Origin of the sequence: Bacillus sp. ISL-41, assembly GCF_018613235.1 — a bacterium.
GTDB lineage: Bacteria > Bacillota > Bacilli > Bacillales > Cytobacillaceae > Mesobacillus.
Genome location: NZ_JAGGQP010000032.1, coordinates 83839 through 107402, shown reverse-complemented (window position 1 = coordinate 107402; position 23564 = coordinate 83839). Strand labels below are relative to the sequence as shown.

Sequence of the window (23564 nt, the reverse complement as noted above, 5' to 3'; positions counted from 1 at the left end):
GATAAAGGTTGATCATATGGAGAAGATCTATTTTATCGTCAATCCCAATGCGAAAAATGGGAGCTGCCGGGAGATTTGGAGAAACATAGAGAAAGAGCTGGAGGACCTGGACATTGCGTACCTTGCTTTTTTTACTGAATACCCTGGGCATGCTCAAGAGCTGGCAGAGTCTTTAGCCCGAAAAGCTGACGGCAAACCCGTAATAATTGCGGCAGTCGGAGGGGACGGCACATTGCATGAAGTGGTGAACGGAGCGGCGTCCTACTCGAACATTTCCGTCGGGTTCATTCCAGGCGGTTCAGGGAATGATTTTTCAAGGGGCTTTGATATTCCGAAAAAGTCAGTACATGCTTTAAGTTTGATCGTGGATAAAAGTTATGGCTACACCTCAGAAATCGATATCGGAAAAATTCAGCACAATGAATTACAGGAAACCTATTTTATGAATAATATGGGAGTAGGCTTTGATGCTGCTGTCGCAAAGGATTCAAATGAGTCCCGGATGAAAGGCCTCCTCAACCGTTTTTCATTGGGAAGGCTGGTCTATGTTTATATTCTTGTCAAAAAACTACTCACTTTCAGGACGATTCCTATCGAGGTGACAGTTGATGGCAAATTGTATAAATACAGCAAAGCCTGGTTTGTCACCGTTTCGAACCAGCCATACTACGGAGGGGGCATGAAGATTGCTCCAGCTGCTCTCCCGGATGACGGGATTCTCGACATAACGGTCGTGCATAAGATCTCGAGATTGAAGCTGTTATTGGTTTTCATCAGTGTCTTCTGGGGAAAGCATACTAAATTCCGGGAGGTTGAGCAGTTTACTGGTAAATCGATTACTATTGAATCCACTGCTGAAGTTTTAGCGCATGCAGATGGTGAAACTATCGGACATACACCGTTGAAAATCCAGGCATGTCCAAAAGCCTTGAAAATTCTATCTGGAAAAAACAATCTAGGGCATACCGAGGAGTTGAAAATGAATGATTGCCATTGAAAGGGAATTTAACGCCTATCTTGATCAAGTGGATATTATTACCGTATTACTTCCTTATTCATATTTTGAAGGAACTTCCAATGAGTTCCGCCTAAAAGGAGAAGGCGTTGATTTGCCATTGGCAATCCAGGAGAAGGTATTGCTGGAGGATGCAGTAAAATACATTTGCTTATGCAGTATCAGGCCTGAGTTAGGTAAAACTTACGTGATTTTCGATGAGCATGGCGGACAAACGGATCTGCAAATTGGAGCAGTCATCCGAACGGAGGAATTTGATTCATTATTTTTTTACGGCGGGAATGACCTTGGTGTCAGCTATACAACTGAAACGGCCATTTTCAAGCTATGGGCTCCGACCGCTACAAAAGTAAAGCTGAGGCTTTTCGAGGAAGATGACCAGACCTCTGAGCTTTTCGAGATGAAACGTGTCGATAAGGGCGTATGGAGTATTGAGGTAGACCGGAACCTGGAGCTTTACAAGTATTCGTTCCTGGTCTGTATCAACCTTGAATGGAGAGAAGCTGTTGACCCATATGCAACTGCTTTAACTGTCAATGGTGAATATGGCGTTGTCATCGACAAAGAAAAGGCAAAGGCAGCCCATACTGATGTCCCGAAATTAAAACAGCCAGTTGACGCTATCATCTATGAAGTCCATATCAGGGACCTGACGAAGCACCCGAACAGTGGAGCGGTCAGGAAAGGAACATATCTGGGTGCAGCGGAAGCAGCTACAAAAAGTGCCAACGGAATGGAGACTGGACTTTCTTACATTAAAAGCCTGGGAGTCACGCATATAGAACTGCTGCCTTTTCACGATTTTGAAGGAGTAGACGAACTGGATCGCGACAGGGAATATAACTGGGGATATAACCCGGTTCATTTTAATGTACCAGATGGGAGTTATGCCTCTGACCCCGAAGATCCCTATAACAGGATCAGCGAGCTGAAACAATTGATTCATGCTATACACCGCCAGGGGATGGGCGTCATTATGGATGTGGTCTATAATCATGTGTACATCCGCGAGGACTCACCTTTTGAAAAAATCGTTCCCGGCTACTATTTCCGACACGATGCAAATGGCCTTCCTTCAAATGGAACCGGAGTGGGGAACGATATTGCCTCCGAAAGGCTGATGGCGAGAAAATATATCGTTGACTCTGTTATGTATTGGCTGAATGAATATCATGTCGACGGCTTCCGCTTTGACTTAATGGGCATTTTGGATATCAATACAATGACAGCTGTCAGGAATGCGGTAAATACTGTGAGTTCCGACATACTGATCATAGGTGAAGGCTGGGACCTGAATACTCCGCTCCCGCCTGATCGAAAAGCCAATATTTCGAATCAGTCGAAATTGCCTGGAATAGGACAGTTCAATGATTGGTTCCGCGATTCCATTAAAGGCAGTACCTTTAATATTTATGATAAAGGCTACGCTTTAGGCAATGATCGCTATCTGGAAGCAGCCAAACAGGTGATGGCAGGCAGCGTAGGCATCGGAAAGCGGAAACAGGGCTTGTTTTTGCAGCCGGGACAATCCGTGAATTACATTGAATCACATGATAACCATACATTGTGGGATAAGCTGAAAATTTGTGATCCTGACCAGGATGAAGCTATTTTAAAAAAGCAGCACAGACTGGCGACTTCAATGGTCTTGCTGGCACAGGGAATTCCATTTTTGCACAGCGGCCAGGAATTTTTCAGGTCGAAAAAAGGGATTGGCAACAGCTACCGGTCTCCTGATGATATAAACTGGCTCGATTGGGACCTCCGGGATGCAAACATGGATAATGTCGATTACATCAAAGGAATCATCGACATTCGCAGATCGAACGAAGCTTTCCGCCTTCCGGACAATGAACAGATCCGCAGGCGTATGGAATTCTTACAATTGCCTGCTCCGTTGATTGGCTATTTGCTGACGGAAATAGAAGAGAGGGGACATTGGGAAAAAATAATCGTGCTCATTAACCCATCGATGGATCAGCATCTTGTGGAACTTACGGAAGATACAAAATGGAGTGTCCTCGCCGACCATGAAAAAGCTTCAGCACAGCCATTTCGCCATATAGAAGGAGATAAAGTCCTGCTGGAGCCATGTTCTTTGTTTGTGCTGGCAAAATAGGGAGACTCACTAATACTGCACAGTCTAGTGCCCGCTCCTGCTAATCAAAGGGCTTCTGCTTTTCTTTTGATAACTTTTTCACAATATTAAATTCAGATCCATGGGGTTGACGTACTCAGCCTCTAGGGGATAAAATTTATAGGATAGCTATTGTGTGTGAATTTTTCTATCAATAGCTGTCTTTTTATTTCCGATAATAATAACAACGGCGAATTAGAATTAGAATCCATTTCCGGTTTTTTAGCATAAGGGAAATAGTGATAAATGAAGGTGACTAACTTTGGAACATTTATTTGGACAGGATTGGGAGATCGTTCCTGCAGGCGGTGCAACCGGTGCCGCTTATTTTGCGCAGCATGAAGAACAAAGGCTGTTTCTAAAACGTAATTCATCCCCTTTTCTTGCTGTTCTCTCCGCAGAAGGAATTGTACCCAAGCTTGTTTGGACGAAAAGGTTAGAAAACGGAGATGTCATAACAGCGCAGCAATGGATGAATGGACGAGAGCTGAAGCCCGGGGATATGAACAACGACCGTGTGGCCAAGCTGTTGAAGAAGATCCATGCGTCAGAACCGCTTCTTGGGATGCTTACCAGGCTGGGAAAAAGCCCGCTGAAACCTGAGATGTTCCTTCATGCCCTGAATGAGGAATTGGATGAGGAGCTTCGTACGAAGCAGGCTGTCATAGATTCATTAAAGTTTTTAACTGCAAACGTTGGCCATATCGATGTTGACGAAAAGGTTGTCTGTCATTGTGATGTAAATCATAACAACTGGCTGCTTACCGAAGACAACCAGTTGTATTTAATCGACTGGGATGGCGCAATGATCGCCGACCCTGCGATCGATCTTGGACTTCTCTTGTATTCCTATATACCAGTAGAAGAATGGGAGGACTGGCTGGATAAATACGGTATCACCCTGACGGAAAACCTCCAGCAGCGGATGAAATGGTATGCACTTGCTCAGTCACTTTCAGCGATTCAATGGCATAAAAACCAGAACCGCATTCCAGAAATGGAAAAATGGATTGATTTTTTAAAGGCACTTATTTAATTTTTCTCATGAGAATTGTCCGATGTCATCGACCCATTGGGTTAACTGGCCTCGATTTGTCTGGATATGCTGTTCCAGGTCAGAGGCATTGACACCGTTTTGGCTATACTGATAAACATCCTGCAGAATCGATTTGATGTTGCCGTCAACATTTGTGTTGACCATCAACGATTTGATCAGGCGTTCTAATTGCTGATACTCCGCAACCGAACCGCAGCAGTCAGTCTGCTGGTTGCTTAATATATCCTTCAATAAATTTACCTGGTCATGGTGGCTTAAAGGCACAATGATCACCCTTTCTTTTAAAAGGAATTCACCTATAGATTGTGGATTCCTTTTTGTGTTTATGCAGCCGCGATAAATTTCACCTTGAAAACATATGGGTTGCATGATATTGTTTGAAACGAATGAAAATAGTACAGAGGTGTCAAAATGAGACTAAGAAACAAGCCTTGGGCTAAAGATAAATTACTTGAGTATTCGAATTTTGTGATTCATGAACCAGAACAGCACCGTGGAAACTGGGGTAAAGTGTTTGAGAAGGATCAACCCCTCCACATTGAGATTGGTACAGGAAAAGGCCAGTTCATCACTGGTATGGCAAAAGCTAATCCGGACATTAACTATATTGGAATTGAATTGCAGGAGAGCGTCATCGTCAGTGCGCTGGACAAGCTGATTGAAGTGGATTTGCCAAACTGCAAGCTGATGAATGTGAATGGTGCAGAGCTTGCCAAGTACTTTGAGAGCGGAGACGTGAGCAGGGTTTATCTGAACTTCTCCGATCCATGGCCAAAAACACGCCATGAAAAGAGAAGATTGACATTCAAGTCATTCCTTGAAGTATACGAATCCATCCTTGTGAAAAATGGTGAAATCCACTTTAAGACAGACAACCAGGGTTTGTTTGAATACTCCCTTGTCAGCTTTTCGCATTATGGCATGAAGCTTAACTATGTAAGCCTCGATCTTCACAACAGTGATTACGAAGGCAACATCATGACTGAATACGAAGAGAAATTCTCCTCCCGCGGCAGCCGCATTTACCGATGTGAGGTACAATTTGTTTCTGAAAAATAAAGATGGAAAGACCGGCGATTTTACATCGACCGGTTTTTTTACTTGGAAAAAAAGCTCGATATTTTCCAGTTCGTGAATAAATATGTGAAATTCGCCAATAAAAATGTGGAATCGATAATGCAAATCTGATCGCCAATAAAAATAAAGTATTCCCAATAAAGTTTGAATTCCGGCAATATAATAGAATTCCTATTGTATGATGTTAAAAATATGACCATATTCTCTGTCACCTACTAAAAAAGGAGCCGAATTATTTAAAAATTTAAAATCCGAGTGTTACAATCAAGTAAAAAAGGGGGATGTGCGATGGAAAAGCTTGAGCTTCGAAGTGTAAAACTGGAGTGGCTGAACGGTGGAGTCACTCATCTTGATGGCGGTGCGATGTTTGGGGTTGTCCCGAAACCATTATGGTCGCGAAAGTATGAGGCGAATGACAAAAATCAGATTGAGCTGCGAACTGATCCAATTTTGATTCAGGCAGAGGGAAAGAATTTCCTTGTTGAAAGCGGCATGGGGAATGGAAAACTGAATGAGAAGCAAAAACGCAATTTTGGAGTCCTAGAAGAATCAAGCCTAATGCCAGAGCTGGAAAAGCGGGGCTTGAAGCCTGAAGATATCGATTACGTGTTGATGACTCACATGCATTTTGACCATGCTTGCGGGTTGACGATGGATTCAAGCGGTGAACTTGTCTCAGTTTTCCCGAACGCGAAAATCATTACTTCCCAGGTCGAGTGGGATGAAATGCGCAATCCGAATATCCGGTCCAAGAGTACATACTGGAAAGAAAACTGGCAAGGAATTGAGCAGCAGGTTGAGACATTCGAAAAGGAATGGTCATTTGGTCCGATTAAAATGATCCACACTGGCGGCCATAGTGATGGACATTCAATCCTGACCATTGAAGATGAAGAACTTACAGTGGTCCACATGGCTGATATCATGCCTACTCACGCTCATCAGAATCCTCTTTGGGTGATGGCCTACGACGATTATCCAATGGATTCGATTTTCGCCAAACAGAAATGGCTTGAATTTGGGATCAGCAAAGATGCCTGGTTCACTTTTTATCATGATGCAGTCTATCGCGCAGTAAAATTTGATCAGGATGGTAAAATAACTCAAACAATTGAGAGAAAAAAATAGACCTGCGCTGAGCAGGTCTTCATTTTAACAGATATTAATCCAGCGGGTATGCATCGAGAATAGCTCCTGTTGCTGCGTCGGCGATGAATTCAAATTGTTCGACCTTACCGTCGACATTGCGGGAAATACCACCTTTATATACCTGGTAGTCAACAGGCGGTTTTGAATATGGTTCAGCCGTCATATTGATCCATGAGCCGCTGATCGGCCCTGATTTTTTAAAAGCTGCCTTCGCATGATTCAGTACTTTTTCGGCTGACACGGTTTCTTTTTGTGAAGCAAGTTCCTTTACAGCATACGCACCTGCCAGTCCGGCGCCAACGCCAATGAAAAAGGCTTTCCAGTTCATAGTCAAGGACCTCCAAGGTTATATATGGAATTTCAAGTTATCTTCATCATAACAAATCACACATGGAGAGCAAAGAATTAATGCCCGCAAAAAACGCGTATGGCACGATTTAGACTGGCAAGCATAATGAATGTTCTGTAAAATGAAATGTATAAATACATAATCTTTAGTAAATCTAAATTTTTTAGTGAGAAGGAGAAGTTATATGAACGAGCAAACATTGAGTCTGTTTAAAACATTGACAGAACTGCCTGGAGCACCAGGCAACGAGCATGCAGTCCGTAAATTCATGCGCGAGCAATTGGAGCAGTATTCGGATGAACTGATCCAGGATAAACTGGGCAGTGTATTCGGCGTTAAAAAGGGTGACCCAAACGGCCCGAAAATCATGGTCGCCGGGCATATGGATGAAGTTGGCTTCATGGTCACATCAATTACGAAAAACGGGATGATCCGATTCCAGACCCTTGGCGGCTGGTGGAGCCAGGTTCTTTTGGCACAGCGCGTCCAGATCATCACGAACAATGGACCGGTAACAGGTGTAATCGGTTCGATCCCGCCTCATCTGCTAGATGAGTCAAAGCGAAATAAACCGATGGAAATCAAGAACATGCTGATCGATATCGGTGCAGACGATAAAGAAGATGCCATCAACATCGGCATCAAACCAGGGCAGCAAATCGTACCGATTTGTCCGTTCACTCCAATGGCAAACGAGAAGAAGATTCTTGCGAAAGCCTGGGATAACCGATATGGCTGTGGCCTGGCAGTTGAGCTGTTAAAGGAAACAAAGGATATCCAGCTGCCGAACATGTTGTACTCAGGCGCTACGGTCCAGGAAGAAGTCGGCTTAAGAGGCGCGCAAACTGCTGCGAACATGATCGACCCGGACATTTTCTTCGCACTGGATGCAAGCCCCGCCAATGATATGTCAGGTGATAAGAATGAGTTCGGCCAGCTTGGCAAGGGAACTCTGTTGAGGATCCTTGACCGCTCAATGGTCACGCACAGAGGCATGAGAGAGTTCATCCTTGATATGGCGGAAACTCATGATATTCCTTACCAGTACTTCGTTTCCCAGGGCGGAACGGATGCAGGAAGAGTGCATACTTCCAATCAGGGGATTCCAAGTGCCGTAATCGGCATCTGCTCACGCTACATCCATACTGCAGCATCCATGATCCACGTAGATGATTATGCGGCTGCAAAAGAACTTCTAGTCAAGCTTGTAAAAGCAGCAGATAAAACAACTGTGGAAACAATCAAGAATAATAGCTAATAAAAACAGTAATGAGGGGCAGCTGAAAAACTGCTCCTTTTTCATGGCAAGAAAGGTGGCGCAAATTATGAGAATAGCAGTGGGTTCAAAAAATCCGGCTAAAATAAACGCGGTAAAGGGCGCGTTCATGGATGACTCATATGAAATCGTTTCTGTTGATGCTGAATCAGGCGTCAGCGAGCAGCCGATGTCTGATGAGGAAACAATCAAAGGGGCAGTCAACAGGGCCATACAGGCTGCCGAAAGAGCGGGAGCTGATATCGGGATTGGACTGGAAGGCGGCGTCCAGCAGACTCCATACGGACTGATGCTATGCAATTGGGGAGCTTTAGCTGTAAAAGGGATGGAGCCAATCATTGCCGGCGGCGCAAGGATCCCCCTCCCAGAAGAAATTGCCAGGCAGTTATTGAAGGGTGCCGAACTAGGCCCGGTAATGGACGAATATGCAAAAAAACAAAACGTCCGCAAAAACGAAGGAGCAGTCGGAATCTTTACGAATGGACAGATCAACAGAAGTGAAATGTTCACTCATGTCATGAAACTGCTTGCCGGACAATATGAATATCAAATAGGGCAAGGTAAAAAGACAGTCTAAATGGCTGTTTTTTTTCTTTACTCCTCACAATTCATTCAGACTCTTGGGAAAGGCCATATATGCGTATTGGTGCCCTGGAAATCCAGATATCGGAAAAACAGGTCACCAATAAAGCCGATTGGTGCCACAAAAATCCTGATATTGGAAAAACAGGTCACCAATGAAGCGTATTGGTGCTCTGGAAATCCAGATATCGGAAAAACAGGTCACCAATAAAGCTGATTGGTGCCCTGGAAATCCAGATATCGGAAAAACAGGTCACCAATAAAGCCGATTGGTGCCCCGAAAATCCTGATATTGGAAAAACAGGTCACCAATGAAGCGTATTGGTGCGCTGAAAATCCTGATATTGGAAAAACAGGTCACCAATGAAGCGTATTGGTGACCTAAAAATCCTGATATTGGAAAAACAGGTCACCAATAAAGCCGATTGGTGCCCTGGAAATCCAGATATCGGAAAAACAGGTCACCAATAAAGCCGATTGGTGCGCTGAAAATCCTGATATTGGAAAAACAGGTCACCAATGAAGCGTATTGGCGCCCTAAAGATCCAGATATTGAAAAAACAGGTCACCAATGAAGCGTATTGGTGCCCTAAAGATCCAGATATTGAAAAAACAGGTCACCAATGAAGCGTATTGGTGCCCTAAAAATCCTGATATTGGAAAAACAGGTCACCAATAAAGCCGATTGGTGCGCTGAAAATCCAGATATTGAAAAAACAGGTCACCAATGAAGCGTATTGGTGTCCTGAAAATCCAGATATCGGAAAAACAGGTCACCATTTATTCCGCAATACCCCGTAAACTAATATTTCTCGACAAATTTCTGAAAAATACCATTATTTTCACCAAAAAGTGCAAACGAAGCCTTGTCACCAATCATTTAAGAAAGGTATGATAGAAAAGAAGTGGTTAAGTCCTTAGCAAGGGGGAAAAAAGTATGATAAAGTTCAAAAGGGCATTTGGGCTTGTTATAGCGGGAGTATTTCTGCTGAGCGCCTGTTCTGCCTCGTTTTCCGAACAAAAGGCTGACATAAAAGAGGAAGTAGCGGCTACCTTTGAAAGCAAACCTGAGCAAACAAACAATAGTACGAAAGACATAGAATATTATTTACCGACTGGTGTCAATGTAGATAAAGAAACACCTAATAATGTACTGCTCAAAGATGGAGAAAAAACATATATCCTTTTTTACAATCAGCATGAAAATGAAGATAGTAAAGTGGTCTATGATTCTACTGTGAAGCAGCAGAAGGAATGGGATGCTAATGAGACCTTCAGTAAGGATGGGAAATTTGGCTATATGCTTGTTAAAAAGCTGAAAGAAGACCGTTATCAGCTGATTGTCGGTATTGGCGGCGTCAAATTGACTACCGAAACTGAGAACGTAAAAGAAGACGCAGAAGCTATGATGCAAATTGCCAACTCGGTTAAAATGAAGTGACGCCATTCAATTTGATGGCGTTTTTTTATTCGGGCTGTTTCCGGATTGATTGTTGCTTTTCGTACCTGATCCTGAATACCTCAGGTAGAGAAAGCAACAAAGTTTACGAAAAGAGCCTCAATTATAAAGTACAGATTACTGCAGCCAGCGGATTGTCTGGCTCCAGATTTTGCCGAAAAAGCTTAAATCAGATTAGTTTCTTTTTTAAACATGCATGGGTAAAATAAGGGAAGTACAATGAGATTTCCCCAGGAGGATTTGTTATGAAAAACTTGGAATCAATCGAACAGTTTGAAGCGTTGAAAAACGATGGCAAGCATATATTTTTATTTACAGCGGGCTGGTGCCCGGATTGCCGTGTAATTGAGCCAGTGTTGCCTGAAATTGAAAGCAAATACAGCGATTACGAATTTGTTTCGGTCGATCGTGATGATTTTATCGATCTTTGCATCCAGCTGGATGTTTTCGGCATTCCTAGCTTTGTCGCTTTTGAAAATGGCAAAGAGCTTGGCCGTTTTGTCAGCAAGAACAGAAAGACACAGACTGAAATCGAAAATTTCATAGAAGGTCTTGCTTAAATCTTTCCCTCCATCTTTTGAGGTGGAGGGAAATTTCATGTAAAATGAGTTGCAGAAACTCCTGAAGAAATGGAGGGTAGTACTATGGATAGCAGAAAAATGCGCAAAGAGCTGGAGAGTCGTCTTCAACATCCCGACCGGACTTTTTCCTATGACAGGGAAAAGGATCAGTTGAGAATTGAAAATATAACGACTGGACGCGGCATCACCATCTCTTTGCCTGGGATTGTCGCCAAGTGGCAGGATCAAAAGGAAAAAGCGATAGATGAGGTGGTCTATTATGTATCGGAAGGCCTCAATGCGATGGAAAGCCAGCTCGAACTGTCAGGAAAGGAAAAGAATATTTTTCCTGTCATCCGTTCGACATCCTTCCCAACGGAAGCTGAAGAAGGGGTTCCCTTTCTTTATGATGATCATACCGCGGAAACAAGGATCTATTATGCTTTGGATTTAGGTACAACATACAGGCTGATTGATTCGAAGCTCTTGAAAAAAGAAGGATGGTCAGCGGGTCAGGTCCGCGAGACCGCTTTGTTCAATGTCCGTTCCCTCTCTGTAAAAATAAAAGAGGATCGAGTCGCCGAGAACACCTTTTATTTCCTCAATACGAATGACGGTTATGATGCGAGCAGGATTTTGAATACAAGCTTTTTGAATGAAATGAAGAAAAGGATGAAGGGAACCATGACTGTGGCGGTTCCCCATCAAGATGTCTTGATTATCGCCGATGTGGAAAATAACACAGGCTATGATATTTTGGCCCAGATGACAATGAGCTTTTTTGCGAGTGGAAGAGTGCCAATCACTGCTCTGAGTTTCCTGTATGAAGATGGAGAACTGGAACCAATCTTTATTTTAGGAAAAACAAAAAAGGAATAGTAAGGAAAGTAGCGAAAGCCCGGAAATATCGGGCTTTTTTCCTTTATGTACATCTGGTGCCATGTTTTGTAAATAACTGAGCCTAAAGTTGATTGTTCCGTAAGGTTTCTTCTCGTAAAAAATGCTCATTCTTTCAATTTATCTCGAAAAATATGGATTTACTGTTAAAATAAATAATGAAATGCGAAAGAAAGAGTGATTTAAATTGAGTTGGATTAAAAAGATTTTTACCAAGTTCCAAAACGATAACGATGATGAATTTACTGGTATGGATCAGGATCAGCCTGTCTCAAAGCCATTAAAAAGTGAGAAGAGTGAAAAAAGGGATATAGAGGCAAAAGTATTATACCAATATCCAAAAGGTCAGTTTCGTTTCCCGCTGATCCCGGACGAGAACCCAGCCCCTGAAAAAACAAAGCCGAGAAAAGAGCGGCAGGAAAGGGCCAGCCAAGTTGATGAAATAAAGCCTTTCATTAAAGAGCAAGGTTCGTTGAGGATGATGAATGACCGTCAATCTGGAAGTGACCCTTTGCACGATCCATACCAGGATCCCGTCGTGGATGCTCGAAGCACATTCAGACGTGAACCAAATAGGAAACCGAAAGAAGCATCCAGGCCAAATAAAACCGAGGAACCTGCAGCGAAGTTCCATTACGAAACACGGAAGGACAGCGGACCTAAATTCAGGCAGCCGTTCAGGCCAACAGAAATACCGTCACCGATTTATGCGTTTAACAGGCCTCCTAGTAAAAGTAAGGCCCAAACAAACCTTGAGGATGTTGAATTTGAACTGACTGGTTTTGAGAGAAGGCAAGCAGTCCAAGTTGATCAAACCAGTCAAACCGATACAAACAGGCTGCCGCAAGCACCTGCTGTAGAGGCATTACCTGATTCAACCAAAGCTCATAATGATGTACTGACGCAGGAAATATACATAGAAGATGATCTTGCTGAAACCCGGGATTTTGAAGTCTCTGAACTCGAGGAACAAGTAGAGCAGTGGGACCTGGAATCTGAGGCAATCGACATCATTCTCAATAATGAGCCTGATTTTAGTCATGAAGAACCAAAAATTGAAACGCTGACTGAAGCCGGTAATGAGCTCGTGGTCAAAGAGCCGGCAGCAATAAGCTATCAACATGACCAGGAAAAGATAGAAGTGATTGATTCGCACCCAGAACCGGAAGAAATAGAAGTGATTGATTCGAATCTTGAACCGGAAGAGATAAAAGTGATTGATTCCCACCTTGACCTGGCAGAGACCATCTATCAAGACAGTCATGTAGAATCAGAGGCCGGTTCTCAGCAAATCCATGAAGAACAAAAAGAGACCGATCTTGTGCCTATTCCTGAAGGGTCAGAACAGACTGGCTTACAACATAGTCCAGAAGATTCGGAAGAAACTGACTTCAAACAAAGTGAGGAAGAATCTGAAACCGGCTATCAACAAAGCGAGGAAGAATCTGAAACCGGCTATCAACAAAGCGTGGAAGAGCCAGGAACAACCGGTTATCAGCAAAGAGTGGAAGAAACTGAAACAATCACATATCAGCAAAGCGTGGAAGAGCCAGAAACAACAGACTATCACCCGATAGCGGAAGATGTTTATGGCCAGCCTGTCAATGTTCATAGTGAACAAAACACGGATGCTGTAGATCCTAAAGAGGTATCAGATGCAGAACCAAGTCAGGCTGCTGAACCCAAAATAGAGAATAAGCCAGCAGAACAAAAAAGGCAGCTTCCATTTAATGTTCTCATGCTTAAGCAGGACAAGAGGAAGTGGGAAGCTCGGAACACGTCTAAATATCCCTCTTTTATGACTGAAGGAAGAAAGACTGGTGGTACGGAACAGTCCGAGTCGAAGGAAATTCATCCTGATTTTGAAGGGTCCGCGTCTGCTCAGAAAAATAAAGCGGGCGAAGAAGAGCTGTCTTCTGACCGCCTTCCAGATGTTCATCCGGTACAGGAGAAGAAGCAATCAACTGGTGAGCATGAAATGTTAACAGTTGCTGAGACTCAAACACAGCCGGAAGCATTAACTGTTTCAGCTGGTGCTGAAGAAGACGGATCAAAGGCGGGCGTTTTATCAGGAGTTAATCCTGAAGCAGGTCCATCAGTATTAAGAGAAGAGAAGTCACAAGCCGAGCCCACTGTGGCAAACCCCTCTTCTATACAAGTGAACGGCCAGTCCGAGCGTGAGGTAGGCGGATCACCTGAACATGAATCCACCCTGCAGCACGATGTCCATCCAGCAGCGGTATACGATTTCCCGCCGTTGGATTTGTTGAGCCCTCCAGTGTTCAAAGCACCTGATCCCGAGTGGCTTTCAGAACAGGAGCATATGCTTAACGAAACCCTGAGGAATTTTAATGTAGGGGCTAGGGTGGTTAATGTGACACAGGGACCATCTGTTACCCGTTTTGAGGTGCAGCCGGAACCAGGTGTTAAAGTCAATAAAATTACCAATCTATCAGATGACATAAAATTAAGCCTTGCGGCGAAGGATATCCGAATCGAGGCCCCAATACCAGGGAAGCACACAATTGGCATTGAAGTGCCAAACCACTCGAGCAGACCGGTATTATTGAGTGAAATTTTACAGTCTGCAGGCTTTATGGATTTAGAATCTCCGTTATCGGTGGCACTGGGTCTTGATATTGCCGGAAATCCAATTGTGACCGATCTGAAAAAGATGCCTCATGGATTGATTGCTGGTGCCACTGGATCCGGGAAGAGTGTCTGCATCAATACGATGCTTGTGAGCCTGCTTTATAAAGCTCATCCAGATGAGGTGAAGCTGCTGCTGATTGACCCGAAAATGGTTGAATTAGCACCTTATAACCGCATTCCGCATCTTGTCAGCCCGGTCATCACAGATGTAAAAGCGGCGACAGCCTCGCTCAAGTGGGCAGTCGAGGAAATGGAACGCCGTTACGAATTGTTTGCACATACAGGGGTCCGTGATATCAGCAGGTTCAATGAAATTGCCGAGAAGCATCGCAGGTTTTCTGAAAAACTTCCATATATCGTCATCGTAATCGATGAGCTGGCGGATCTGATGATGATGGCTCCTGGTGATGTCGAGGAAGCGATTTGCCGGATTGCCCAAAAAGCGCGTGCCTGCGGCATCCATTTGATCATCGCGACACAGCGGCCATCAGTGGACGTCATTACAGGCCTGATTAAAGCGAATGTTCCAACAAGAATTGCCTTCTCTGTTTCCTCACAGGTGGATTCCAGGACGATCATTGATATCGGTGGGGCAGAAAAACTCCTAGGCCGCGGGGATATGCTGTTCCTGGAAAATGGATCATCAAAGCCATTCCGTCTGCAGGGAACCTTCGTGACCGACAATGAGATTGATGACATTGTTGCATTTGTCAGGGAGCAGAGGGATCCACAATACTTGTTTGAACAGGATGAACTGTTAAAGAAGGCTCAGGTGACGGAGGACGAAGACGAGCTTTTCTATGAAGCCTGTGAATTTGTCATTGATCAGGGAGGCGCTTCCACTTCAAGCGTCCAGCGCCGCTTTAAAATTGGCTATAACCGAGCAGCCAGACTCATTGAAATGATGGAGCAGCAAGGATTCATTTCTGAGGGTAAGGGCAGCAAGCCAAGAGATGTCCTGATCACTGCCGCTGACCTTGAGGCCTTCCAGGAAAGTAGTGCATTCAATTAATAAGTGGTATTCTTTATCTGCATGTAATTATAATAAGGATAAATGCCTATAGACGTTGGGTTGTTATTGAAGGAGCTTTTTGGATGAAAGAAATAGAATTGAAAATGCAGGGAAAAATCAGCCGCCTGACCAATCATACATTTAAATTTGATGAAAGGATCCGGGATGGCTGGTTTTCAGCTGTGTATTTCCTTAAGACTCGGGAGCTCGTAAAGAAATACCAAGAAGACAATGTCATCACCATGCAATTTTTCCAGAAGGACGAAGCTGTGTTGTGTGGTACGGATGAAGTGATCGCCCTGGTAAAAACGTTTGCGGACCGACCTGAGGAACTGGAGATCCATTCGCTTAAGGATGGGGATAAAATCTCTCCGTTTGAAACGGTCTTGACTATTACGGGTCCTTACCAGAGTTTTGGTTATCTTGAGGGAATTATCGATGGCATCTTGGCGAGAAGAACTTCTGTCTCGACAAATGTTTATAATGTTGTGAAGGCAGCAAGTTATTCAGGAAAGCAAAAGCCGGTCATTTTCATGGGAGACCGTGACGACCATTATACAACACAGGCTGGTGATGGTTACGCTGCCTATATTGGAGGCGCCACTGCCCAGGCCACCCATGCGATGAATGAATGGTGGGGAAAGCATGGTATAGGAACGATGCCGCATGCATTGATCCAAATGTTCAACGGCGATATCGTCGCAGCAACCCGGGCTTACCACGAAACCTTTCCGAACGATGATTTGATCGCTCTTGTTGATTATAATAATGATGCGATTACTGACTCTTTGAAGGTCGCAAGGGAATTTGGCGAAAAGCTGAAAGGTGTCAGAGTTGATACTTCCCGAACACTAATCGACCAGTACTTCCTGCGCAATCAGCACTTGCTGGGAACATTCGACCCGCGCGGAGTGAACGCAGAATTGATTTTCGCACTAAGAAAAGCACTTGATGATGAAGGCTTTGACCATGTTAAAATTGTTGTCAGCGGAGGCTTCAGTGAAAAAAGGATCCTGGAGTTTGAAAAGCATGATGTGCCAGTCGACATGTATGGCGTAGGCGGGAGCCTGTTAAAGTTGCAAATAGGCTTTACTGGCGACAATGTCATGTTGAATGGAAAGCATCAGGCAAAGTCAGGCAGGAGGTTCAGGCCGAATCCCCGGCTTGAAAGAGTCGAATTTTAACAAGTTTGAAAGCAACTAACTAAGGGAATATGTACTTTTATTCATGATTGCATTTTTAACGGAGAGAATCATTGGGCACTGCCATTTTGGATATGGGGTTTGGCGAAAAGGCCGATCCTTTTGTAAGGTGCACTAATGAAACTGTGTTATTTACCGTAATGATGTTATAATGATTCAATACATGAAAGACAGACATATCACCATTGCATTTTAACTGTTTGATACAGTGTACAGGCAAAATGAGCAAATCGGGATATCTGTCATATACTGTGTTACATACAGACGTTGTTGGAGGTTCTTTATATGACTATTTACCATTTTGTAGGTATAAAGGGGTCTGGAATGAGTGCGTTAGCTCAAGTTCTCCATGATATGGATTATCAGGTACAGGGCTCCGATTATGATAAGCACTTTTTTACCCAGGTAGCCCTTGAGAAATCTGGAATAAAGATCCTTCCGTTTAATAAGGAAAATATACAGCCTGGAATGACAGTTATTGCAGGCAATGCCTATCCGGATACTCACGAGGAGATTCAGGAGGCAATGGAGCTTGGCCTTCCAATCATCAGATATCATCGATTCCTTGGTGATTTCATGCAAAACTTTACGAGTGTTGCGATTACAGGGGCTCATGGGAAAACTTCGACTACGGGATTGCTGGCGCATGTGATGAGGGGCGCCAAACCTACATCATTCCTGATCGGTGATGGCACTGGTAAAGGTGACAAGGATGCTCAATACTTTGTGTTTGAAGCTTGTGAGTATCGCCGTCATTTCCTTTCCTATTTCCCGGATTATGCCATCATGACGAATATCGACTTTGACCACCCGGATTACTTTGCCAATATCGAGGATGTATTCTCTGCATTCCAGGAGATGTCATGGCAAGTCAAAAAGGGTATTTTCGCATGCGGTGACGATGAGCAGCTGCAAAAAATCCAGGCCAAGGTACCTGTTGTATTTTATGGTTTCGGCGAAGAAAATGATTTCCAGGCCCGCAATATCGTTAAGTCCACTGAGGGTACGACGTTCGATGTCTTTGTCCGGAATACATTTTATGACACGTTCTCGATACCGGCTTATGGTGACCATAATGTCCTGAACTCGCTGGCTGTCATCGCTTTATGCCATTACGAAAATATCGAATCAAAAGTGATCCAGGCCCAGCTTGAGACATTCGAAGGCGTGAAACGGAGATTTTCCGAAAAGAAAATTGCAGACCAGGTAATCATTGATGACTACGCACATCATCCTACAGAAATCAAAGTAACAATTGAAGCTGCAAAGCAGAAGTATCCTGATCGTGAAATCGTCGCTGTCTTCCAGCCGCATACCTTTACAAGGACTCAAGCATTCCTGAACGAGTTCGCAGAAAGCTTGAATAAAGCAGATAAGGTATATTTGTGCGAAATCTTTGGTTCAGCCCGTGAAATTCATGGGAAGCTATCGATTACCGATCTGAAAGAAAAAATCGACGACGCAGAAATCATCGCTGAGGAAGATACCTCGCTTCTGAAAGAGCATAGCAATGGCGTCATCCTGTTCATGGGCGCTGGTGATATCCAGAAGTTCCAGCAAGCATATGAGAAAGAGTTACAAGTATAACGAAAAGCGGAGGCGACTGTCCAACTCCGACAAGCGCTGGAGGATCTGACAGTGAAGTCGTTCTTTGGCTTCATTGGCAGGACCGAAACGTTAGGAGCCGCAGCTAGACAATTTTCGAAGTGAAAAATTAATACTTTCTGATACTACAAAAAAGGATGCGGCCATTTGGTCCGCATCCTTTTCTTATTTATGACCTCTAGTTTTATTTTAAGTTCTCAGGGTTCAAGCCTTCGAGTTCTGGGATGACAAAGCGTCCATCTTTACGAATCAGAACGTCATCAAAATAGATTTCCCCGCCGCCGTATTCAGGGCGCTGGATATTGACCATATCCCAGTGAATATTCGAGTGGTTGCCATTGAATGCATTGTCATAGCACTGTCCAGGTGTGAAGTGGAAGCTTCCGTCAATTTTTTCATCGAACAGGATGTCCTGCATTGGATGGAGGATATATGGATTCACGCCAATCGCAAATTCTCCGACATAACGAGCTCCTTCATCTGTATCAAAAATCTTGTTGATGCGCTCTGAATCATTTGCAGAAGCTTCAACGATTTTCCCATCCTTGAAAGTCAGCTTCACATTTTCGAAAGTGAATCCCTGGTAAGGGGACGGCGTATTATAGGTGATCACGCCATTGACTGAATCACGGACAGGAGCAGTATAAACCTCGCCATCAGGAATATTCAGCTCACCCGCACATTTTATAGCCGGGATATCTTTGATAGAAAACGTCAAGTCAGTTCCCTCTCCAGTGATTCGTACCTTGTCGGTGCGGTTCATCAAGTCTGCCAGGCTGTCCATTGCCTTATCCATTTTTCCGTAATCAAGGTTACAGACGTCGAAGTAGAAATCTTCGAAGGCTTCAGTACTCATCTTTGCCAGCTGTGCCATTGCCGAGTTAGGGTAACGAAGGACGACCCACCTCGTTTTCGGAACGCGAATGTCCCTATGAACTTTCTTGCCAACTGTATTGCCATGGATCTTCATTTTATCTGCCGGAACATCAGCATGTTCATTGATGTTATCTCCAGAACGAAGGCCGATGTACGCATCCATTTTGCTCATCACATTAGCTTCGAACTCAGCTATCATGTCGAATTGCTCCTGCTGGGCACCCATGAGCAATGAACGATCCACCTGGTGGTCCTTCAATGATACAAATGGATAGCCTCCAGCTTCGTATGCTTCTTTCACGAGAGCCGTAACAAGCTCGCGCTGTAGTCCAAAGTTCTCAATCAGGACTTTTTCCCCTTTTTGAAGCTTGACCGAATAATTGATCAAGTTCTTTGCCAGTTTTTGAATACGAGGGTCTTTCACCAAAATCACTCCTATGTATAAAAATAAAACACATAATCATATTGTAACCGAAACCCAGAAGTTTGTGCTCATTTCCTTGCAGGACATCGAGAAGAATCAATTTGGTTAAAATCAAGAGGCGATGAAGGAAAGCGGATTGGGGCCAAAAAAAGCGGGATTATGGAAAAACAGGTCACCAATGGAGCTTTTAAAAGAGTACCGCAAGTGGAAAGATACCCTTATGCAAGCAATCCCGCGTCTATAAGGGTGCCATTCAAGGTGAAAGATACCCTTGTGCAAGCAATTTTACCTCTACCGATGAAGTTGATGTGTGCCAGAAAACAAAATTAAACCTACCAATGCTCTCAGATTGACAAAATAATCTCCTAAGAAGTCTATGGAAATGCTGGATTTATAAAATGTAGAAAGATATTCTTAATCAGGAAGGAAAAGGGTATGCTTATATTGAAATACATATTAGACAAGGTGGTTTATGTCGTAATCTGCGGGGTAAAATGTACATATGCTAACGGAGGTGTTCAACAGTGGAAATTATTTTGTATCTAAGTGTTGCTGTAATAGCAATCGCGTTTTTGGTTTTGGTAGTCTCATTGTCCAAGACTCTTAAATCCTTACAAACAACTTTAGACAGTGTATCAGGCACACTTGATGGCCTGGAGAAGCAGTTGGATGGAGTGACTCGTGAAACGACGGAGCTTCTGCACAAAACAAACAATTTAGCCGACGATATTTCCAGAAAATCTGAGAGCTTGAACGGTGTTGTTAATGCTGTGAGGGATGTAGGAAATTCTGTTCAGAGATTCAATCAATCTATTCACAATGTCCAGACAATGGTTGATCTTCAGATTGACAAGAATAAGGACAAGATTTCACAGGTTGTTCAGTGGAGCAACGTATTCCTTGAGTTGAAGGATAAGTGGCAATCAAAAAAAACAGCTAAGATTGACCATCAGCTTGAGAGCGAAGAGATGGTAGCAAGGCAGCGAGAACGTGTTCGGTATTAATGAAAGGTGGAGATAGTATGAACAGGGAACAAAGCCAGTATGATGTAAACGGATCAATGAGGGAGACAAACAGCAATTCCAAAGATTTTGTGACTGGAGCTATTGTTGGGGGGCTTGCCGGGGCACTGGCGGCACTATTGCTTGCTCCTAAATCAGGAAAAGAGTTAAGAGGCTCACTTAATGAGCAAACGTCTTCCCTAAAGAACAAGAGTGCTGATCTTGCATCTTCAGCGAAGGAGAAGGCAAGCGGCTTGAAAGAAACTGTTTCGCAACAGTCTTCAACCATTGTCAACAAGGTAAAGGATATGAAGAACAAGAACGAAGTTTCTTCTCAGAATACAGATGGTGACGAGGGAGAACTTCAAGAGGTTCCTACTTCAATGGCAGAGACAAGCTCCATGGAAAACACGCATACTGCCACTGGAGAAGAGATCCAAAAGAAGCTTGAAGAAACACAAAAAGCTTTCGATGATACAGAAAGCAAGCTGAATCAGTAAAATTGTCAATGAAACGGTGAAGTGGTAAGATAACTTCACCGTTTTATTTTTTATAAGAAGCATTTTCGTAGAAATTGGTGAAAGTGACAATAGTATCGTAAAGAGCTTATAAAAGGAGAGAGTAGGATGAAAAAGATTGATTCAATTGAACAATTTGACAAGCTTGTTGATTCCGGAGAAACATTCTTCATGCTGAAACACAGCACGACTTGCCCGATCAGCGCGGCTGGGTACGATGAATTTGCGAAGTTCGAAAACAATGGAAGCGATAATTTATATTATCTGACAGTCCAGGATTCTCGTGACCTGTCCAACCATATAGCTGAGAAATTCCATGTTAAGCATGAATCGCCGCAAGCCATTTTATTTGTGAATTCAGACGTTGCCTGGCATGCTTCCCATTTTAAAATTACTGCAAAATCATTAGCCGGAGCAAAAGAAGAAAATGTAAAGTAAAAAAACATCCGATGGATGTTTTTTTACTTTAAAACGATAGGGTTCTCGAAGGTTATATTCAGCTCATCACCGGGTGCCAGCCGGTCGTCGAATCCAGCTTTTTCTCCATTTTTTAATAAGGTGAATCCTCGGCTGTCCGTTGGGATTTCAAACTGTACAAAGTTGAATAAGTCCTGGAAGATGAAGTGTTGCACATCCTTTTGTTTAGTGGTTAAAAGGTCTCCGCTATGTATGCGTTCGCCCATTCCCAGTTTAATGCCCCCGCGGGAGATTTCGATTAATTCCTGCTCGAGCTGGATCTGCTGTCCGTTGAAAAAAATCGGCATTGATTCAGAAGCAGGGATCCCCAGTTTTTCTACTAATCTTCTCAAGGTTGGTTCCTTCCCTTTTTCAAAACGGATTTCATCTAGATGGTCAATTTTAGTTTCTAATTTTGCTTCCAGTCCGTTAACAAACATTTTTCCCATGAACTCTGTGACCTTGTGCTGTATTCCGTCAATCTTTATCAAAAATGGACGAGTGTCATTAAGCATTTCTGCAAGGTTAAGTTCCTTTAGAATACTCTCGATTGTATCGGGCATTTCAAAAATGATCTCATCCCTGTCCTCAACTGGTTTGGACATAGATGCAGGGAGATTATTGCAGGTCATCTTCGAGCTGACTTCATACCTTTGGTCATTAATGATGACCATTTTGGATGGAAGCTCGCCGATTAAGTCGCCAAGAGTCAATTCTGGCCTGACTCCATCCTCTCCCTTTTGGACAGTGAGTTGATCTCCTCCATCCACCTGATCATCGAATGAGCAGGGAATCCCATTTTTCAGTAACACAGGCTGCTGCCCATGCTTACCTGGTATCGTCACATTTTTGCCGTTCAGGCTGACAATCATCGCGAGGCCCGGCCTGCCGTAAAGCTTATTCATCTTTATCCCGGCAGCCAGCAGACAGTCGCCCACTGTCAATTTGTTCACTTCGAAAAGCCTTACCGGCTGGCCGTTCACATAAACAGTATGATACTGGACAGGAGACTGTTTGGCAGCAATCGCAATCCCAATTGGTGTGACTAGTTCAGGTCCTTTCGTAATATGTGCTGCAAATGAAACAGAGTTGATGGCATCGAGACCACGGATGGCGACTCTGTTTTCTGGAAGATTTAACATAGCGGCGAGCCTCCTGGGTAAATCAGGGGTAAGACTTCCACCGCCAACAAGCATGACTGCTTTAGGAGGTTTATTGCCATTCAACTTCAGGATTTCCTCTCCGATTGTTCCTGCCAAACGGTCAATCGCTGGGGCAATTCGTTCAACGGCTTCATCCTTGCTGACCTCTGTTTCAAAGCCAAGGATGTCTGTTATCGAGATTGATTGATTTACAAGCAGGTCCCGCTTTGCTTTTTCAGCAAGAGGGAAGTCCAGCAGAAACTCATCACTAACAGCTTCCGTAATTTCATCTCCTGCCACTGGTACCATTCCATAGGCAATTACTGTTCCTGAGTCTGTGAGTGCGATGTCGGAAGTCCCTGCGCCTATATCAACAAGAGCGACATTCAATCTCCTCATTGAGGCAGGAATCAGCACATTGATCGCGGCAATCGGTTCCAAGGTAAGTGCGTCCATTTCAAGTCCGGCCCTGTCCAGTGCAGCAAGCAATGATTCAACGACAACTTTTGGCAGGAAGGTTGCAATGATTTCCACAGAGGCTTCATTTCCCCGCTGGTCAATCAGGCTGCCGATCCCTTCTCCATCAAGCTGGTAATAAAGAACCGAGTATCCGACACAATAATAGTGATGCTCATTGTTTTTTTCACCAGCAACAGCTGCCTGTGCTTGCTGGACTGCACTTAATTCAAGGTGGAGGATATCCTGCTTTGAAAACATCGGCTTGCCGGAAATATCAACTGCAGCTTTTGATTGTTCTGTTTTCAGCGCGCGGCCAGCTGCAGCGACACAGACCTTGGTCAAGGGGCCATGTGAAACTTCCAGCGCCTCTTTAATTTCAGTGATGATTTCGGAAACTGACAATACATCATGGATTTGGCCGTCCAGCATCGACCGTTCCTTGTGTTCCCGGACCATGATGTCGACCGCTTCATAGTGACCATTAGCTTCCTCCAGGATGATTCCTACTACAGACCTGGTTCCTATATCTAATGCAAACAGTTTATTATTCACATGCATTTCATGCACCCTCTAACTTAAGTTCTCATACGATGCTTTATCACTTAAAAGCGTTTAATTATTAAAGAATTTTACGTGACAATCCAAATTATTTCAGATAT

Annotated in this window: 20 protein-coding genes; 16 read left to right on the top strand and 4 right to left on the bottom strand. The window is 43.8% G+C overall.

Going from position 1 to position 23564, the window contains the following annotated elements:
* The first annotated feature begins 16 nt into the window (after positions 1 to 16).
* The 3 genes from J7I80_RS17390 (at position 17) to J7I80_RS17380 (ending at position 4188) form a co-directional block, all read left to right on the top strand.
* Complete coding sequence (locus J7I80_RS17390) at positions 17 to 997, top strand: diacylglycerol/lipid kinase family protein (RefSeq protein ID WP_214739849.1); 981 nt, start codon at positions 17 to 19, stop codon at positions 995 to 997.
* On the top strand, positions 984 to 3134 hold the full coding sequence (gene pulA / locus J7I80_RS17385; protein WP_214739847.1) for a type I pullulanase: 2151 nt from the start codon (positions 984 to 986) through the stop codon (positions 3132 to 3134). Before J7I80_RS17390 ends, pulA begins: the two co-directional genes overlap by 14 nt.
* Positions 3135 to 3414: 280 nt before the next feature.
* On the top strand, positions 3415 to 4188 hold the full coding sequence (locus J7I80_RS17380; RefSeq protein ID WP_214739845.1) for a phosphotransferase family protein: 774 nt from the start codon (positions 3415 to 3417) through the stop codon (positions 4186 to 4188).
* A gap of 6 nt (positions 4189 to 4194) precedes the next feature.
* Here the strand turns inward: J7I80_RS17380 and J7I80_RS17375 are convergent, their stop codons facing one another.
* On the bottom strand, positions 4195 to 4473 hold the full coding sequence (locus tag J7I80_RS17375) for a YtzH-like family protein (protein ID WP_192472506.1): 279 nt from the start codon (positions 4471 to 4473) through the stop codon (positions 4195 to 4197).
* A gap of 147 nt (positions 4474 to 4620) precedes the next feature.
* On the opposite strand from J7I80_RS17375, the gene trmB reads away from it, so the two are divergent.
* Together trmB and J7I80_RS17365 are read left to right on the top strand one after the other, a co-directional pair.
* Positions 4621 to 5268: a tRNA (guanosine(46)-N7)-methyltransferase TrmB gene (gene trmB / locus J7I80_RS17370; RefSeq protein ID WP_214739843.1), complete on the top strand. Its 648-nt coding sequence runs from the start codon at positions 4621 to 4623 to the stop codon at positions 5266 to 5268.
* 306 nt (positions 5269 to 5574) lie between these two features.
* A complete protein-coding gene (locus tag J7I80_RS17365; protein ID WP_214739841.1) occupies positions 5575 to 6414 on the top strand; it encodes a YtnP family quorum-quenching lactonase in 840 nt (279 codons plus the stop codon).
* A 34-nt stretch (positions 6415 to 6448) separates the two neighbouring features.
* Here the strand turns inward: J7I80_RS17365 and J7I80_RS17360 are convergent, their stop codons facing one another.
* A complete protein-coding gene (locus tag J7I80_RS17360; protein ID WP_214739839.1) occupies positions 6449 to 6763 on the bottom strand; it encodes a PepSY domain-containing protein in 315 nt (104 codons plus the stop codon).
* Positions 6764 to 6968: 205 nt separating this feature from the next.
* On the opposite strand from J7I80_RS17360, the gene J7I80_RS17355 reads away from it, so the two are divergent.
* The 8 genes from J7I80_RS17355 (at position 6969) to murC (ending at position 18011) form a co-directional block, all read left to right on the top strand.
* Positions 6969 to 8042: a M42 family metallopeptidase gene (locus J7I80_RS17355; protein WP_214739837.1), complete on the top strand. Its 1074-nt coding sequence runs from the start codon at positions 6969 to 6971 to the stop codon at positions 8040 to 8042.
* 67 nt (positions 8043 to 8109) lie between these two features.
* Positions 8110 to 8637 carry a DUF84 family protein gene (locus J7I80_RS17350; protein WP_214739835.1) on the top strand — a complete coding sequence of 176 codons (528 nt, stop codon included), beginning with the start codon at positions 8110 to 8112 and terminating at the stop codon, positions 8635 to 8637.
* A gap of 942 nt (positions 8638 to 9579) precedes the next feature.
* On the top strand, positions 9580 to 10083 hold the full coding sequence (locus J7I80_RS17345; RefSeq protein WP_214739833.1) for a hypothetical protein: 504 nt from the start codon (positions 9580 to 9582) through the stop codon (positions 10081 to 10083).
* 263 nt (positions 10084 to 10346) lie between these two features.
* Positions 10347 to 10661 (top strand): thioredoxin family protein, encoded by a 315-nt coding sequence (locus tag J7I80_RS17340; protein WP_214739831.1) that lies wholly within the window; start codon positions 10347 to 10349, stop codon positions 10659 to 10661.
* 84 nt (positions 10662 to 10745) lie between these two features.
* On the top strand, positions 10746 to 11540 hold the full coding sequence (locus tag J7I80_RS17335) for a DUF1444 domain-containing protein (protein ID WP_214739829.1): 795 nt from the start codon (positions 10746 to 10748) through the stop codon (positions 11538 to 11540).
* 205 nt (positions 11541 to 11745) lie between these two features.
* Complete coding sequence (locus J7I80_RS23365) at positions 11746 to 15222, top strand: DNA translocase FtsK (protein ID WP_251027832.1); 3477 nt, start codon at positions 11746 to 11748, stop codon at positions 15220 to 15222.
* Between the two features lie 83 nt (positions 15223 to 15305).
* Entirely contained in the window at positions 15306 to 16406 is a 1101-nt protein-coding gene (locus tag J7I80_RS17325) for a nicotinate phosphoribosyltransferase (RefSeq protein ID WP_214739827.1), read from the top strand.
* Between the two features lie 303 nt (positions 16407 to 16709).
* Positions 16710 to 18011, top strand: a complete 1302-nt coding sequence (gene murC, locus J7I80_RS17320; protein ID WP_214739825.1) for a UDP-N-acetylmuramate--L-alanine ligase — start codon at positions 16710 to 16712, stop codon at positions 18009 to 18011.
* A 202-nt stretch (positions 18012 to 18213) separates the two neighbouring features.
* Here the strand turns inward: murC and J7I80_RS17315 are convergent, their stop codons facing one another.
* Complete coding sequence (locus tag J7I80_RS17315) at positions 18214 to 19329, bottom strand: aminopeptidase (protein ID WP_214739823.1); 1116 nt, start codon at positions 19327 to 19329, stop codon at positions 18214 to 18216.
* A 524-nt stretch (positions 19330 to 19853) separates the two neighbouring features.
* On the opposite strand from J7I80_RS17315, the gene J7I80_RS17310 reads away from it, so the two are divergent.
* The 3 genes from J7I80_RS17310 (at position 19854) to ytxJ (ending at position 21286) form a co-directional block, all read left to right on the top strand.
* Complete coding sequence (locus J7I80_RS17310; protein WP_214739821.1) at positions 19854 to 20333, top strand: DUF948 domain-containing protein; 480 nt, start codon at positions 19854 to 19856, stop codon at positions 20331 to 20333.
* Between the two features lie 17 nt (positions 20334 to 20350).
* On the top strand, positions 20351 to 20830 hold the full coding sequence (locus J7I80_RS17305) for a YtxH domain-containing protein (RefSeq protein ID WP_214739819.1): 480 nt from the start codon (positions 20351 to 20353) through the stop codon (positions 20828 to 20830).
* Between the two features lie 126 nt (positions 20831 to 20956).
* Entirely contained in the window at positions 20957 to 21286 is a 330-nt protein-coding gene (gene ytxJ, locus J7I80_RS17300) for a bacillithiol system redox-active protein YtxJ (RefSeq protein WP_214739817.1), read from the top strand.
* A 23-nt stretch (positions 21287 to 21309) separates the two neighbouring features.
* On the opposite strand, the gene J7I80_RS17295 is transcribed toward ytxJ, so the two are convergent.
* Complete coding sequence (locus tag J7I80_RS17295; protein WP_214739815.1) at positions 21310 to 23463, bottom strand: cell division FtsA domain-containing protein; 2154 nt, start codon at positions 23461 to 23463, stop codon at positions 21310 to 21312.
* Positions 23464 to 23564: the final 101 nt, after the last annotated feature.